The following is a 14,046-nucleotide window of genomic DNA, read 5'->3' on the forward strand; positions in this document are numbered from 1 at the left end:
CGTCCTCCATTCTGTGTCGGTGGTGCGGGCTAGGTTGAACTCGTTAGTGCCGGGCCGCTGGGCAACGGACGAACCGTAAGCCAGTCGGCACCATGGAGTGGACAGTTCGCCCGTCCGGGCCGGCTCATCCGGTGACGGCGCTGATCTGGTTGTGCCAATTCGGCGTTGGCGTGCAGAACTCACCACCGGCGCGGAAGATATCGGCCGCGGTGGCATCGCCGCGCAACTGCGCCATCAGCCACGCCGTCGGATACCCGAGATAGCCGTACACCCCGGTCACACACGGAACCGACGCGGCCGCGCAGTCCGGCTGCCCCTGCACGTCGTTGTGATTCGGACCGTTGAGCGTGCCCCACACCTTGGCCAGATTCGCCGGAGTCGCCTCGTAATACCCCTGATTCGACTGCAACCCCTCCACCTGCCAGGGCACCAGCTGCTGCGAGGGCGAGATGAGTCCATCGGCGGACCCGTTCACCAGAAACACCGAACCCGTTGTCAGCGACCGGGTATCGGCACAGGTGCTGGCGGTAGAACAGAAGTGCTGAGCCGGAAGCTCCAGCGGCACCGCGGTTTTGATGGCCCCGCCCGAATCGCGCAGTGCGTTCAGCACTCCGGCGGCTCCTTGCGAATGACCCATCGCGCCGATCGCCGCCTTGTCCAGCTTCCCGTAGAACACGCTCGCCGGATCATCGTCCTGCGCAAGCAGGTAATCCAGCGACTTCCGAATGTCGGCCCCGGACCCAGTTTTCTGATTCTCGGTGCCGATCACGACAAAGCCCCACGACGCCAAATGCCGCAGCAGATAGGAGTATTGACTCGGCACCGCATCGGTCCCGTCACCCCACAGCACGATCGGATGCCGCGCGGTACCCAGATCCGTGGGATACCAGATATCGAACTTCGCCCCGGTGCTGTCGCAGCACCCGAATCCGAGCCGCTCGGTCACCGCCGCCGGACCCGCCTGGAAGTACTTCGACTCGACACCCTGCGTCGGCACGTAGGGTGCCGGATCAGCGTGCGCCACACCGGCTGTGGCGGGCACGACGGCCAGAGCTATCGAGGCGGCCGCCATCTCTACTGTCCGGCTCCAGCGCTTCATGCGCCCGAGTATAGGAACGATCAGCCGATGGCCGATCCGGTGCGCACCGGGCCCTCGACCGGTTCCCGCTGACTCGCCCTCGGACCCGCGGTGACCGAGTCGATTGCCGTCGCGCCGAACCGAGGCCGTAGGCTCGAAAATTGTGCCGAACACGTCAGACCACACCGCCGACCAGGCGGTATCCGATACCGCCGCGCCACACGAGGGCGACCCGAACTATCTGGTCGGGCTCGATCTCGACGGCCGCCGCGTCGTCGTGGTCGGCGGCGGCACCGTCGCGCAGCGCAGGCTCGGGCTGCTGATCGCCTCCGGCGCGGACGTGCATGTGGTGAGCCGCGAGGTGACCCCCGCGGTCGAGGGCATGGCGACGTCCGGGCAGCTCACCGTCACGCTGCGGGCCTACGCCGACGGCGACCTGGACGGCGCCTGGTACGTGATGGCCTGCACCGACGAACCGGAAACCAACGCAGCCGTCGTCGAGGAGGCCACGCGCCGCCGGATCTTCTGCGTGCGCGCCGACAACGCACGGCTCGGCACCGCGGTCACTCCGGCGACCGCCCGCTACGACGGCATGACCCTCGGCGTACTGGCGGGCGGCCAGCATCGCCGCTCGGCCGCGGTCCGCAACGCGCTGCTGGAGGCGCTGCAATCCGGTGTGGTGACCGATGATTCGACGCCGATCACGCCGGGCGTCGCGCTGGTCGGCGGCGGGCCCGGCGATCCGGACCTGATCACCGTGCGCGGCCGCCGCCTGCTCGGTCGCGCGAATCTGGTGGTCGCCGACCGCCTCGCCCCGCCGGAACTGCTGGCCGAACTCGGTCCCGACGTCGAGGTGATCGACGCGGCGAAGATCCCGTACGGGCGAGCGATGGCCCAGGACGCGATCAATGCCGCGCTCATCGAGGGCGCCAAAGCGGGCAAGTTCGTGGTCCGGCTCAAAGGTGGCGACCCGTACGTATTCGGCCGGGGCTTCGAGGAACTCGAGGCGTGCGTCGAGGCGGGCATTCCGGTCACCGTTGTCCCCGGCATCACCAGCCCGATCTCCGTTCCCGCGGCGGCGGGCATCCCGGTGACCCACCGCGGCGTCACCCACGAATTCGTCGTGGTCAGCGGCCACGTGGCCCCCGACCATCCGGACTCCCTGGTCGACTGGCCCGCCCTCGCGCGCCTGCGCGGCACCGTCGTCCTGATGATGGCCGTCGAACGCATCGAACAATTCGCCACCGTCCTCATCGAGAACGGCCGCCCCGCAACCACCCCGGCCACGGTCATCCAAGAGGGCACCATGCGCACCCAACGCGTGGTGCGCGCCGACCTCGGCACCGTCGCCGCGCGCGTCAAAGCGGAAGGCATCCGCCCGCCCGCGATCGTAGTGATCGGTCCGACCGCGGGTTTCTCGGCGGCCGCCGATTCGACGGCCGGCTGACCCGAGCGGTTGTCTATCGACCGGCGGTGAGCGACGCGCGATTCGGGGCATCGGCTGCCCGAGCTGTCGGCTGACTACCTTCGGCGCGCGGGCGGTCGAGCTCCGCGGCGACCGTGTGTGGGGACCGGCGGCAGCGCGCACAGCCTGGCGCATCGGCCGGGCGCGCATCCGAAGCCGGGTGCCCGCCGGAATCAATTACAGTGGCTCACTGTGCTCCAGAATCCCGCTGCGCAGATGCAGTATCCAGTGACACAGCGGGCTTTCGGGCTCGCGATTCTCGTCCTCAGTGGGATGCAGCTGATGAGCGTGCTGGATGGCACGGTCATGATTCTGGTGGTCCCGCGGTTGCAGGCGGATTTCGGGATGTCCGCGTCCAGCGCGAACTGGGTGATCACGTCCTACGCACTCACCTATGCCGGGCTCATGCTGCTCGGAGGTCGGGTCGGCGACGCATTCGGGCGCAAGAAGATGTTCCTGCTCGGGGTCGGCCTGTTCACCTTCTCCTCGCTGCTGTGTGGTCTGGCGATCAACGGCGGGATGCTGATCGGTATGCGGGCCGTACAGGGCGTCGGCGCGGCCTTCGCCTCGCCCACGGCCCTGGCCCTGGTCGCGACGACCTTCGCGCCGGGCAAGGCGCGCAATCAGGCCATCGCGATCTTCGGCGCGATGGTCGGTGTCGGCTCGGTCGGCGGCCTGGTGGTCGGCGGCGCGCTGGCCGATGTGTGGTGGCGCGGCATCTTCCTGATAAACGTGCCGATCGGCCTGCTGGTTTTCGTGGGGGCGCTGCGCTACCTGCGCGACACCGGACACCATCGCCTCTCCCTCGACGTGCGCGGTGCCGTGCTGGCCACCATCGGCGTCGCCACGCTGGTGTTCGGGGGCATGGAGGGTCCCGTGCTGGGGTGGGGCCACCCCGTGATCATCGGTTCGCTGGTGACCGGCGGCGTCCTGCTGATCACCTTCATCCTGGCCGAGCGCAACGTGGACAATCCGCTGCTGCCCTGGTCGCTGTTCAGCAGCCAGGACCGGGTCGCGACCTTCGTCGCGGTGCTGCTGGCCAGCGGGGTGATGGGCGGCATCTCTGTCTTCGGCGCGCAGTACGTGCAGAATGTGCTGGGCTATAGCGCTTTACAGGCCGGTCTGATTTTCATTCCGTTCACCATCGGCATGGGCATCGGCGGCGGGCTGACTTCCAAGCTGGTCATGCGGGTGGCGCCGCGGATCCTGATCGGCGCCGGCGCGGGCCTGGCGGCCGTCGCCCTGGTGTTCGGCTCGACCCTGGACCGCACCGCGAACCTGCCCACATTGCTCGTGCTGTTCCTGGTGATCGGCACTGGCGTCGGCATCGTGCTGGTCATCGTGCCGCTGTGCTTGATCGTGGGCGTCGAGATCACCGAGATCGGCCCGCTGAGCGCGGTCGGCCAGATGTTGCTGGCGTTCGGACCGGCCTTGGCCCTGGGATTCCTCGGCCCGGTCGTGGTCTCGCGCAGCTTGGCGCTGGGCGGCAGCAACACCATCAAGCCGAGCGCGATGAACACCTCGCAGCTCGACGCGCTGAGCGGCGGCTACACCCTTGCGCTGTTCCTATGCGGCGTCGGCGTCCTGCTGACCCTGTTGGTCGCGCTGGCCATCCGATACACGGCGGCGCAGGTCGCCCAGGCGCAGCACGCGCAGGAAGAGGCCCAGCAGGCCTGAACCTGCCGGGCCCGCGGTTTTCAGAATCGACCGGCGACCTTGCGCGGCGTTACGCGGACGGTGATCCGCGGGCCGTCGTTGACCGAGGCGGGATTGAAGTCCGAGTACTTCTGCCCGGTGTATTTGTCCGACAGCTCGTCCGGCAGGGTTTTGTCCGGATCCGGCGTGAGCGTCGCGGTGCCGCGGATCTCCGCGTACTTGTACGGGTCTTCCGGCGGCAGGATCAGCACGGTGATCCGCGGATCGCGGGCCAGGTTCTTGCCTTGCTGACGCGTGGTGGTGGTGGAGAACAGCAGATCGTCGCCGTCGCGCTTCAGCCAGATGACGGTCAGGTGTGGTTGCCCATTGGGCCCGATCGTCGCCGCGGTCGCGAACACCTTCGACTCGTCCAGATACTTCTTCAGATCGTCGGAAAGCTCAGTGGTATCGGTCACGCCTAACTGGAACACCCCGGGGGCCAATGGCATTCCGGTCCGGCGAAAGCCGGGACCGACCATGCGGTCGGCCCCGGCCGTCGCCAGAATGCCTGCGGTCAGGAAGCGTGCCGGTCGGCCACGGTCAGCGTGTGGTCGAGAATGGCGAGACCCTCCTTGGCCTCGGCCTCGGTGACAATGCACGGCGGCACCACATGCAACCGATTGAAGTTGACGAACATCAGCAGCCCGGCGGCCTTGCAGGCGGCGACGACCTCGTTCATCGCCGGACTCGTGCCGCCGTAGGGCGCGAGCGGTTCGCGAGTCACCCGATCGCGAACCAATTCCAACGCCCAGAACACCCCGGTGCCGCGCACCTCGCCGATGCTCGGGTGGCGCTCGGCGATCTCGCGCAGGCCGGGACCGAGGACCCGGGCACCGACGTCGGCGGCGTTCTCGATGATGTGTTCGTCCGCCATCGCAGTGATCGTCGCGACCGCAGCGGCCGTGGCCAGCGGATGACCGGAGTAGGTGAGCCCGCCGGGGTAGGGCCGGTCGTCGAACGTCGCGGCGATGGCCGGGCTGATCGCCACCCCGCCGAGCGGCACGTACCCGGAGTTCACGCCCTTGGCGAAGGTGATCAGGTCGGGCACAACGCCCTCGAAATGCTCTATCGCGAACCATTTTCCGGTCCGGCCGAACCCCGACATCACCTCGTCGGCGATGAAGATGATGCCGTACCTGTCGCACAGCGCTCGGACACCCGCCATGTACCCCGGCGGTGGAATCATGATTCCCGCTGTGCCGGGGATGGATTCGAGCACGATGGCCGCGATGGTGTCCGGTCCCTCGAACGCGATGGTCTGCTCGAGATGCGCCAAAGCGCGCTCGGTTTCCTCGGTTTCGTCGGTCGAATGGAATTGCGTGCGGTAGAGGAACGGGCCGAAGAAGTGCACCACGCCGGCGTTGCCGTGATCGTTGGCCCAGCGCCGCGGATCACCGGTCAGGTTGACCGCGGTCTCGGTGCCACCGTGATATGAGCGGTAGCGCGCCAGCACCTTGTAGCGGCCGGTGTGCAGCCGGGCCATCCGCACCGCGTGCTCGACGGCCTCGGCGCCACCGTTGGTGAAGAAGATCCGGTTCAGCTCGCCCGGTGTCCGCTCGGCGATCAGCCTGGCCGCCTCCGAGCGGGCGTCGTTGACGTGCGGCGGTGCGACGGTGCACAGCTTGGCCGCCTGCTCCTGGATCGCCGCAACGACTTTCGGGTGCTGGTGGCCGATATTGGTGTTCACCATCTGGGAGGAGAAGTCGAGCAGCCGATTGCCCTCGCCGTCCCAGACGTAACAGCCCTGGGCGGCGCTGATCGTCATCGGGTTCAGGTGCGCCTGGGCGGACCAGGAGTGGAAGACGTGGCGGCGGTCGAGCTCGTACGCGTGTTCGGCGGCCGCGCGGGCGGTCTCCGGTGTCAATCCGTTCGGGAGGGTCATCGGCGAGTTCTCCTGCGTCGCTGGATTTGTGGTTGCTTGTTCGCGGGGCAGGTCTACTTGTTCTCCGGGAAGCCGAGATTCAGGCCGCCATGGCTCGGGTCGAGCCAGCGCGTGGTGACGGCCTTGCCCCGAGTGAAGAAGTGCACCCCGTCGGCTCCGTGCGCGTGCGAATCGCCGAACAGCGAGTTCTTCCAGCCGCCGAAGCTGTAGTAGGACATGGGAACCGGGATCGGCACGTTGATGCCGACCATGCCGACCTCCACCTCGTTGTGGAAGCGCCGGGCCGCGCCGCCGTCGTTGGTGAAGATGGCGGTGCCGTTGCCGTAGGGGTTGGCGTTGATCAGCGCGAGCGCGTCGTCATAGCTGTCCACCCGCACCACCGAGAGGACGGGGCCGAAGATTTCGTCGGTGTAGACGCTCATCTGCGTGCCGACGTGATCGAGAATCGTTGGCCCGAGCCAGAACCCGTCCGCCGCGCCGTCGGCTTCGATCCCGCGCCCATCGAGTACCACACTGGCACCTGCGGATTCGCCCGCCGCGATGTACTCGGCGACCTTGTCGCGGTGTGCGCGGGTGACCAGCGGACCCATGTCGGTGCCGCGGGTGCCGTCGCCGGTCTTGATGGTGGTGGCCCGCTCGGTGATCTTGCCGACCAGTTCGTCGGCCGCGTCGCCGACCGCGACCACCACGCTGATCGCCATGCATCGCTCACCCGCGGAACCGAATCCGGCGTTCACCGCGGCATCGGCGGCCAGATCCAGATCGGCGTCCGGCAGCACCACCATGTGGTTCTTCGCGCCGCCCAGTGCCTGCACCCGCTTGCCCGCGGTGGTCCCGCGCTGATAGACGTACTTCGCGATCGGGGTGGAGCCGACGAACGAGACCGCCTTGATCGCCGGGTTGTCCAGCAACTCGTCGACCGCGACCTTGTCGCCCTGCACAACATTGAAAACGCCTGCGGGCAAACCCGCTTCGGCCCACAGCTCGGCCAGCCACAGCGACGCCGACGGATCCTTCTCGCTCGGCTTGAGCACCACGGTGTTACCCGACGCGATCGCCAGCGGGAAGAACCACATCGGCACCATCGCCGGGAAATTGAACGGCGAGATGACCGCCACCGGGCCCAACGGCTGACGAATGGAGAAGATGTCCACCTTCGTCGACGCGTTCTCGGTGTAGCCGCCCTTCAGCAGATGCGGTACGCCGCAGGCGAACTCGACGACCTCCAGACCGCGGCTGACCTCGCCCATGGCGTCGGCGAGCACCTTGCCGTGCTCCGCGGTGATCAGCTTCGCCACCTCTTCCTTGCGCTCGTTCAGCAGCTCGCGGAACCGGAACAGGATCTGGGTGCGTCGCGCCAGCGAGGTGTCCCGCCAGGCCGGGAAGGCATCGGCCGCGGCGTCGATGGCCGCGCGGGTGTCCGCGACATTCGCCAGCGCGACCTGTCCGGTCACCACCCCGGTCGCCGGATTGGTCACCGGCGCGGTCGCCTCGCTGGTGCCTGCGAAAGCCTTGCCGTCGAGCCAGTGCGCGATTGTCTGCATGTCTCCTCGATTCGATTCGATCCGTGAGCGTGGCGGTGCGTCGGCGGGATGGACGCCTCCTCGGTACTACTCTCCGGCATCAACCTTCCTCGATGGCCCGACGATCTGTACGTGATTTCCGTTTTCGTATTACGATTCGTCGGTGCTTCCCTCCGTGGCCGATGTGCTGGCGATGCCGGTGGTGTGCGCGGGGGAGCCCGAGGTGGTGGCGGGCGGTTCGCTGGACCGGCCGGTGCGCTGGGTGCATGTCAGCGACGTGGCGGATGTGGCGCAGCTGCTGGTCGGCGGGGAACTGATTCTCACCACCGGGCAGGCCATGAGTCACGGCGACATCGCCACGGTCGGCTACCTGACCGCGCTGGCGGCGGCCGGGGTGGCCGGGCTGGTCATCGAGTTGGGTGGTTACGTTCCCGAGCTCCCGCCGGTCGTCGCCGCGACCGCCGACGCGCTCGGTCTTCCGCTGGTCGTGCTGCACAAGATCACCCGATTCGTCGAGATCACCGAGGCGGTGCACCGGGTCATCGTGGCCGAGCAGTACGCCGAGCTCGAATTCGCGCGCACCGTGCACGAGACCTTCACCGACCTCAGCGTGCGCCGCGCCTCCCTCGCCGAGATCGTGAAAACCGCCGCGGACATGCTCGATTCGTCGGTGGTGCTGGAGGACCTGTCGCATCGCGTGCTCACGCTCACCGCCAAGCACGCGTCCACCTCGGCGCTGCTCGACGACTGGGAGACCACCTCGCGGCTGCTGCCCGACGGGTGGGACGCGGTGGCCGTCGGCCCGCACACCCAGCGATGGGGGCGGCTGATCCTGCCCGCCACGGACACGCCGACCGCCCGCGCCAGAATGGTGCTCGAACGGGCCGCCCAGACGCTCACGCTGCATCGGATGATCGAGAAGGACCGCTTCGGCCTGCATCGTCAGGCGCAGACCGGCCTGATCGACGACATGGTCAATGGCCGGGTGCTGGACGAGCGGGACGCGGTGGCGCGGGCCGCCGCGCTCGGCCTGGCTCGCCGCGCCGCCTACGTGCCGCTGGCCATCGATGTCGCCGCGGTCGCGGAGACCGATCCGGTGGCGCGGCAGCGCCGGGCCGCGGGCATCCTGGACGCGGTCACGCACGGCCTCGGCCTGGCGAAGCTCACCGCGCTCGCCGCCGCCGACCAGGGCGACCGGGTCGGCATGGTGCTGGCGCTGCCGCGTAGCGGCGACCTGGACGACAGCCTGACGGCCGCGTGCACCGCGATCACCGGCGAGGTGCGCCGGGTCGACGGCGTCGAGCGGGTGGTGATCGGCGTTGGCGCGGAATCGGATTCGCTGCTCGACACCGCGCACGAACTACCGCACGCCGCGCACGTCGCGGAAGTGGCACTCTCGCTGCAGACTTCGGCGCCTCGGCCGTTCTACCGCAGCGGCGACGTGCGGCTGCGCGGCCTGCTCTCGCTGATCCGCAACGAGCCGGGCGTGCAACGCTTCGCCGAGACCGAGCTGAGTGCGTTGCTGCGCTACGACATTCGGCACACCGCCGACCTGACCCGCACCCTGCGCCAGTTCCTCGACCTGGCGGGCAACAAGACCGAACTCGCGCGCAGGCTGAATATCAGCAGACCCACCCTCTATGACCGGCTGGCCCGCATCGAGCGCATCCTCGCCGTCGATCTCGAGGACGGCGAGTCTCGCACGTCGCTGCATGCCGCGCTGCTCATCCGTGACCTCACCGCCACCGCCGACGCACCGTAGCGGCCCCGCGTGACGCCGCTCACGCCGCTGAGCGGCCCGCGTCGCGCGCGGGAACATCGCAGGTCGCGGCGTCGTTTGACGCTGTATGACCACCATTGGATTGATCGGTAGTGGAAATATCGGCAGTACCGTGGCGCGGCTCGCCATCGTCGCGGGGCTGGATGTGGTGCTCAGCAATTCGCGTGGTCCGGAGACGCTGGCCGATCTGGTCGCGGAGCTCGGTCCACGGGCTCGGGCGGCCACCGCCGAGGAGGCGGCCGCGGCGGGCGACATCGTGGTGGTGACCGTGCCCCTGCGCAACTACCGGCAGGTGCCGGTGGCGCCGCTGGCGGGCAAGGTCGTGATCGACACCAACAATTACTATCCGGATCGGGACGGCACGTTCGCCGAGATCGAGGACGGGTCGACCACGAGCAGCGAACTGCTGCAGCGGCATTTGCCGACCTCGAAGGTGGTGAAGGCGTTCAACAACATCTATTTCGCGCACCTCGGCCAGCTGGCCCGCCCGGCCGGCGCGCCGGACCGCACGGCGCTGCCGATCGCCGGCGATGACCCGGCGGCGAAAGCCGCTGCGGCACATCTGCTCGACGTACTCGGGTACGACATCGTCGACGTCGGCCCGTTGCGCGAGAGCTGGCGCTTCCAGGTGAACACGCCGGTGTACGGGGATGTGTACTCGTCGGCACTTCCGTTCTGGGAGAACGCGGGCGCGCCGGCCGGCGCCGAGACGATTCGCGCATTGGTGGACGCGGCCCAGCGGTAACGCCGGCCACCATGAACCCGGGAGCGTTGCGGCGCTCCCGGGTTCAGTGCCGTCCGAGGGTGGCCTACCCTTTCGATGTCGTGTCAGCTTTCGACGACGTGTCGTCCGTGCGCCTGATCCATTGCCGTGCAGGTGAACTCGGTTCGATACGAGTAAGTGACCACTCAATTACCTCCGCCTCCTTTGCTGTGCCGATTGTCTAGTCCGCGCCGGGCGCAGGGGCGTTGAGCTTTCACCGCTGACAGAATGTGTGGTGTCATGCCCCGAATAATAGGGGTGGACTATCTAAATGTTAAGGGGGGCAATAGATTTCGCCTCACTTCTGTGTGGCCGCTGTTATTCTTGGGGCGTCCGATATCGGACATTTCGTTAGCCGCTCGGCGTCAGCCCACGCAGCGGTTGGCGCACCAGCGCATGGTCTCCGAGGGGAGGTTTGTCATGAAAATTCGTCGTACTTCGAAGGTTGTCGCTCTGACCGCAGTTCATCTCTGAGTTCGCAGCAGAGTAAGGATGGGGCGGCCCTGCATCGGGGCGCCCCACCCGCCCCTTGAATTCCTTGGTACGAAAGGTCGACGGCGCGGTGACTCGAACAATCCCGGGCAAGCCCCAGCTCTTGGCGGAGGTATCGGACACCTCCGCCAACACTCTCGAATTGCGCAGTGGGGAGGTGACATTCGAGGTCGAGCCGGAAGGTGACATCACCGCCGAGCAGCTCGGCGCGGTACTGCGCTCGACCGATGGTTCCGCATCCCTCGCGGAGATCTCGGCGAAGACCGGCGTCGCGCCGGACCAGCTCACGACGATCCTGCTACCCGCGCAGATCGCCGGCCTGCTCGCCGACCGCTCGGTGCCCGAGGCCGAATCGCCGATGGCGGTGCTCAGCGGCGTCGAACACGTGGTGAATCGACTGCTCGAGGAACTGATCTACGACGGCCCGTTCTGGCGCGCCATCCTCGACCACCCGGAACAGGTCGAGCCGAACGTGTATTACGGGTTCGGACTGGAGAACTGGTTCTTCCTGTCCCGCGAAAGCGAATTCGACTCCGCGATCCTGTCCTATCCGAGCAGCGACGCGATCCGCGTCATGGCGAACGACTTCTATCACGAGGAGCACCGCCACGACGACATCGTGGTCCGGGCCTTCGAAGGCTTGGGCATCAGTCGCCAGGACCTGGTGGCCGCCCGGCCGCTGTCCACCACCTCGGGCTTGATCAAATTGCTGTCCTGGTGGGCGCGGACCGATCCGCTGTTCTTCATCGCCACCATCGGCATTCTCGAAGGACGTCTGGAAAAGGCCGAAGGCGAAGGCGCCTACTACGATTCGTTCCTGCGCGCCTGTGCTACCGCGGGAATCGCGCCGCATTTCGTCGAGCCGCTGCGGCAGCACGCGAAGGTCAATGCCGGCCATGATCACGGCAGCGTGAGCCGGGAGTTCTTCGCGGCGCTGCCGCCGCTTCCCGTCGGCACCGAAGCGCGCCTGGTCGGTAAGGCGCATCTGTTCGTCGAGGCCTATGCCGAGTTCTTCAACGGAATTCTCGAATATTACGGCGATCCCGGTCGGCCGCTGGTGCGCACGATCGGCTCGTCACCCGTCACTACCACCGCAGGAGTTGAAGATGGCCGGTCATGAGATGCTGCGGCGTCCGACATTGCGCCGCGAGGTCGAGCGGACCGAGACGGCCGACGGCATCCGGCTGTCCTACCTGGCGGACAAGCATTGGATCGAGCTCGAATACCTCGAGGGTCGCGCGGACGAATCACGAAAGTTCTTTCTGTCGTTGGCATCCGGTGCCCGGTCGGCCGACGATCTCGCCGCCGAGTTCCCCGGGAGCCGGGAGGAGTTCGACGCGGTCCTGGAAGCCCTCGACGAGCAGGGCATGCTGGCCGACTCGGATGCGGTCGATCCGTCGAGCGGAACCACCGGTGTCGGCGCCTACGCCCACCTCAAGCGCGCGGCCGACGCGGCGCGGGCGACCATCAACAGCCCGTTCAGCGATGCGCTCGTCTCCGGCGAGCTGAGCAGGGACCAGATCATCGGTTATGCCATCGAATACTGGCACGTCACGCATTTGTGCCCGCGCGCGTTGGCCCCGCTGTTGGCGCGCGACGATATCGGTATCGAGGTCTGGCAGCAGTTCATGGCGTTCTATCAAGCCGAACGCAACCACGACCGCATGCTGGAAAAGTCGCTGAAAGCCGTGGGCATCACCCGGGATCAGCTGCTGCGGATGCAGCCGTTGCCCGCGACCATGTCGATCATGGCGACGATGGGGGTGCATGCCTACCAGTTCCCGCTCGGCATCATCAGCACGCTGTTCCCGATGGAGGAACCGGAACCCGATTTCCTCGAACTGTTCCTCACCCGCTGCCGGGAGCACGAGCTGTCCGAGGAATTCGCCAAGCCGATCGCCGCGCATTCCGGTGTCAACGAGGACGAGGAGCACGAGGCCGTCACCCTCGATCTGCTCGCCGAATTCTCCTTCGTCGGCCACGAGGAACTCAACGAATGCGCCAAGGCGGTCGTCGATATCATCGAGCTGCGCGCTCGACTGGATAGCCAGATCATGTCCTGGTACGCCGACGGCGGGCTGCGCATATTCACCGACAACTATCCAGTGGAGACGGGAAGGGCGCTCACGTGCTCGCCGCTAGCCGCCTTGCTCTGATCGCACTCGCGGCCATCTGGGGCTCCAACTTCCTACTGGTCGATGTGGCCCTGGATGGCGCCGATCCGGCGCAGATCGTGGCGGCACGGCTGTGGCTGGGTGGCGCCATCCTGCTGGCCATCTGCGTGGCGATGCGGCGGCAGTTGCCGCGCGGCTGGGGCATTTGGGCGCGGCTGTTGCTGATGGGGGTGCTCGGGCAGGCGCTGCCGTGGATGCTGTTCGCCTGGGGGCAGCAGAACGTGTCGGTCAGCATGGCCGGCATCTACAACAGCGTGACGCCGTTGGCGTCGCTGCCTGTTGTCTGGCTGCTGTTGCGGCACAAGGGGAGTCGTGGCGAGGTGGTCGCCTCGGTGCTGGGGTTCGGTGGGATCATCGTGCTGATGGCGCCGTGGGGCGAACAGTCACGCTCGACGTTGACCGGGCAGCTCGCGTGCCTGGGCGGCGCTGTCTGTTACGCCGTGGCCTATGCGTACGCGAAGCATTTGATCAGCACGCTCGGCTACTCCAAGGTGGCGCTGGCGGCGAGTCAGGCGATCGTCGCCGGTCTGCTGATGCTCGTGGTCACCGCGCCGCAATTGCTGAAAACCATGAATCCGACTCCCGCGGTGACCGGTTCGCTGATCGCGATGGGCATCGGCACGGCGGTGGCGTTCCTGCTCAACTACTGGCTGATCGGTGCGGTCGGGCCGTTGCAGGCCGGGCTCGCCTTCTATCTGATGCCGCTGGTCGCGGTGGCACTCGGGGTAGGACTGCGCGGCGATGTGCTCTACGCACATCAGATTGCCGGTGCCGCAATCGTCTTCGGCGCGCTGGCCTTGCAATACGCCATCGATCGACGAGAGTCGCTCGCGGGTGCGAACACGGAGGGACAAGACGACGAGGTGTCGCAGGACATCGTGGTCGAGCAGGGCGAGGCGCGCAGTGGCTCGGGCTGATCGAGGGCGCCGGATATGCAGAACCCGGGAGCGCAGCCTGCTCCCGGGCTCGAGAATGCCGCCCGATCGCACACCCCGGCGTCGGGATCGGATGAGCCCGAGGTCAGCGACGTGTCATTCGGTTAGACCACCTCCGCATGGGCGCGGAAGGCCGGAGTTGAACCGGCATCTCGTCGCGGGATGTCCTTTCCTCGTCCTGCGGTGTTCGGCGGCGAATACTCGTGCTGGAGCGAGAGTCTGAGGTTGGCCACGGTTGCCTCTACCAGTTGGGCTACCC

The 14,046-nt window shown here is 67.3% G+C and carries 11 protein-coding genes; 7 read left to right on the forward strand and 4 right to left on the reverse strand.

The window, feature by feature from the left end:
• Nucleotides 1-124: 124 nt before the first annotated feature.
• The gene (locus tag ACIBCN_RS16460) at nucleotides 125-1,099 is read right to left on the reverse strand and encodes a hypothetical protein (RefSeq protein ID WP_396992370.1); all 975 of its coding nucleotides are present in this window, start codon (nucleotides 1,097-1,099) and stop codon (nucleotides 125-127) included.
• A gap of 220 nt (nucleotides 1,100-1,319) precedes the next feature.
• On the opposite strand from ACIBCN_RS16460, the gene cobA reads away from it, so the two are divergent.
• Nucleotides 1,320-2,525 (forward strand): uroporphyrinogen-III C-methyltransferase, encoded by a 1,206-nt coding sequence (cobA, locus tag ACIBCN_RS16465; protein ID WP_396992591.1) that lies wholly within the window; start codon nucleotides 1,320-1,322, stop codon nucleotides 2,523-2,525.
• Nucleotides 2,526-2,759: 234 nt separating this feature from the next.
• Nucleotides 2,760-4,220 (forward strand): MFS transporter, encoded by a 1,461-nt coding sequence (locus tag ACIBCN_RS16470; RefSeq protein WP_396992371.1) that lies wholly within the window; start codon nucleotides 2,760-2,762, stop codon nucleotides 4,218-4,220.
• 20 nt (nucleotides 4,221-4,240) lie between these two features.
• Here the strand turns inward: ACIBCN_RS16470 and ACIBCN_RS16475 are convergent, their stop codons facing one another.
• From ACIBCN_RS16475 to ACIBCN_RS16485, 3 genes are all read right to left on the reverse strand, one after another.
• Entirely contained in the window at nucleotides 4,241-4,654 is a 414-nt protein-coding gene (locus ACIBCN_RS16475; RefSeq protein WP_396992372.1) for a PPOX class F420-dependent oxidoreductase, read from the reverse strand.
• A 98-nt stretch (nucleotides 4,655-4,752) separates the two neighbouring features.
• Nucleotides 4,753-6,120 (reverse strand): aspartate aminotransferase family protein, encoded by a 1,368-nt coding sequence (locus ACIBCN_RS16480; protein WP_396992373.1) that lies wholly within the window; start codon nucleotides 6,118-6,120, stop codon nucleotides 4,753-4,755.
• A 53-nt stretch (nucleotides 6,121-6,173) separates the two neighbouring features.
• On the reverse strand, nucleotides 6,174-7,664 hold the full coding sequence (locus ACIBCN_RS16485; RefSeq protein ID WP_396992374.1) for a CoA-acylating methylmalonate-semialdehyde dehydrogenase: 1,491 nt from the start codon (nucleotides 7,662-7,664) through the stop codon (nucleotides 6,174-6,176).
• A gap of 172 nt (nucleotides 7,665-7,836) precedes the next feature.
• On the opposite strand from ACIBCN_RS16485, the gene ACIBCN_RS16490 reads away from it, so the two are divergent.
• The 5 genes from ACIBCN_RS16490 to ACIBCN_RS16510 all read left to right on the forward strand — a co-directional run bounded on the left by ACIBCN_RS16490 (nucleotide 7,837) and on the right by ACIBCN_RS16510 (nucleotide 13,769).
• The gene (locus ACIBCN_RS16490; protein ID WP_396992592.1) at nucleotides 7,837-9,405 is read left to right on the forward strand and encodes a PucR family transcriptional regulator ligand-binding domain-containing protein; all 1,569 of its coding nucleotides are present in this window, start codon (nucleotides 7,837-7,839) and stop codon (nucleotides 9,403-9,405) included.
• A gap of 85 nt (nucleotides 9,406-9,490) precedes the next feature.
• The gene (locus ACIBCN_RS16495; RefSeq protein WP_396992375.1) at nucleotides 9,491-10,168 is read left to right on the forward strand and encodes an NADPH-dependent F420 reductase; all 678 of its coding nucleotides are present in this window, start codon (nucleotides 9,491-9,493) and stop codon (nucleotides 10,166-10,168) included.
• Between the two features lie 580 nt (nucleotides 10,169-10,748).
• A complete protein-coding gene (locus ACIBCN_RS16500; RefSeq protein ID WP_396992376.1) occupies nucleotides 10,749-11,798 on the forward strand; it encodes a hypothetical protein in 1,050 nt (349 codons plus the stop codon).
• On the forward strand, nucleotides 11,785-12,834 hold the full coding sequence (locus tag ACIBCN_RS16505; RefSeq protein WP_396992377.1) for an iron-containing redox enzyme family protein: 1,050 nt from the start codon (nucleotides 11,785-11,787) through the stop codon (nucleotides 12,832-12,834). The genes ACIBCN_RS16500 and ACIBCN_RS16505 overlap by 14 nt, the downstream gene beginning before the upstream one ends.
• Nucleotides 12,807-13,769, forward strand: a complete 963-nt coding sequence (locus tag ACIBCN_RS16510) for a DMT family transporter (RefSeq protein WP_396992378.1) — start codon at nucleotides 12,807-12,809, stop codon at nucleotides 13,767-13,769. The genes ACIBCN_RS16505 and ACIBCN_RS16510 overlap by 28 nt, the downstream gene beginning before the upstream one ends.
• Nucleotides 13,770-14,046 lie beyond the last annotated feature (277 nt).

Origin of the sequence: Nocardia sp. NPDC051052 (assembly GCF_044456045.1) — a bacterium.
GTDB lineage: Bacteria > Actinomycetota > Actinomycetes > Mycobacteriales > Mycobacteriaceae > Nocardia.

What these genes read in the sequence shown, in the direction of transcription:
- ACIBCN_RS16505 (WP_396992377.1), top strand. Translation starts at nt 11,785, where the DNA reads ATGGCCGGTCATGAGATGCTGCGGCGTCCGACATTGCGCCGCGAGGTC.
- ACIBCN_RS16490 (WP_396992592.1), top strand. Translation starts at nt 7,837, where the DNA reads ATGCCGGTGGTGTGCGCGGGGGAGCCCGAGGTGGTGGCGGGCGGTTCG.
- ACIBCN_RS16470 (WP_396992371.1), top strand. Translation starts at nt 2,760, where the DNA reads ATGCAGTATCCAGTGACACAGCGGGCTTTCGGGCTCGCGATTCTCGTC.
- ACIBCN_RS16460 (WP_396992370.1), bottom strand. Translation starts at nt 1,099, where the DNA reads ATGAAGCGCTGGAGCCGGACAGTAGAGATGGCGGCCGCCTCGATAGCT.
- ACIBCN_RS16480 (WP_396992373.1), bottom strand. Translation starts at nt 6,120, where the DNA reads ATGACCCTCCCGAACGGATTGACACCGGAGACCGCCCGCGCGGCCGCC.
- ACIBCN_RS16495 (WP_396992375.1), top strand. Translation starts at nt 9,491, where the DNA reads ATGACCACCATTGGATTGATCGGTAGTGGAAATATCGGCAGTACCGTG.
- ACIBCN_RS16485 (WP_396992374.1), bottom strand. Translation starts at nt 7,664, where the DNA reads ATGCAGACAATCGCGCACTGGCTCGACGGCAAGGCTTTCGCAGGCACC.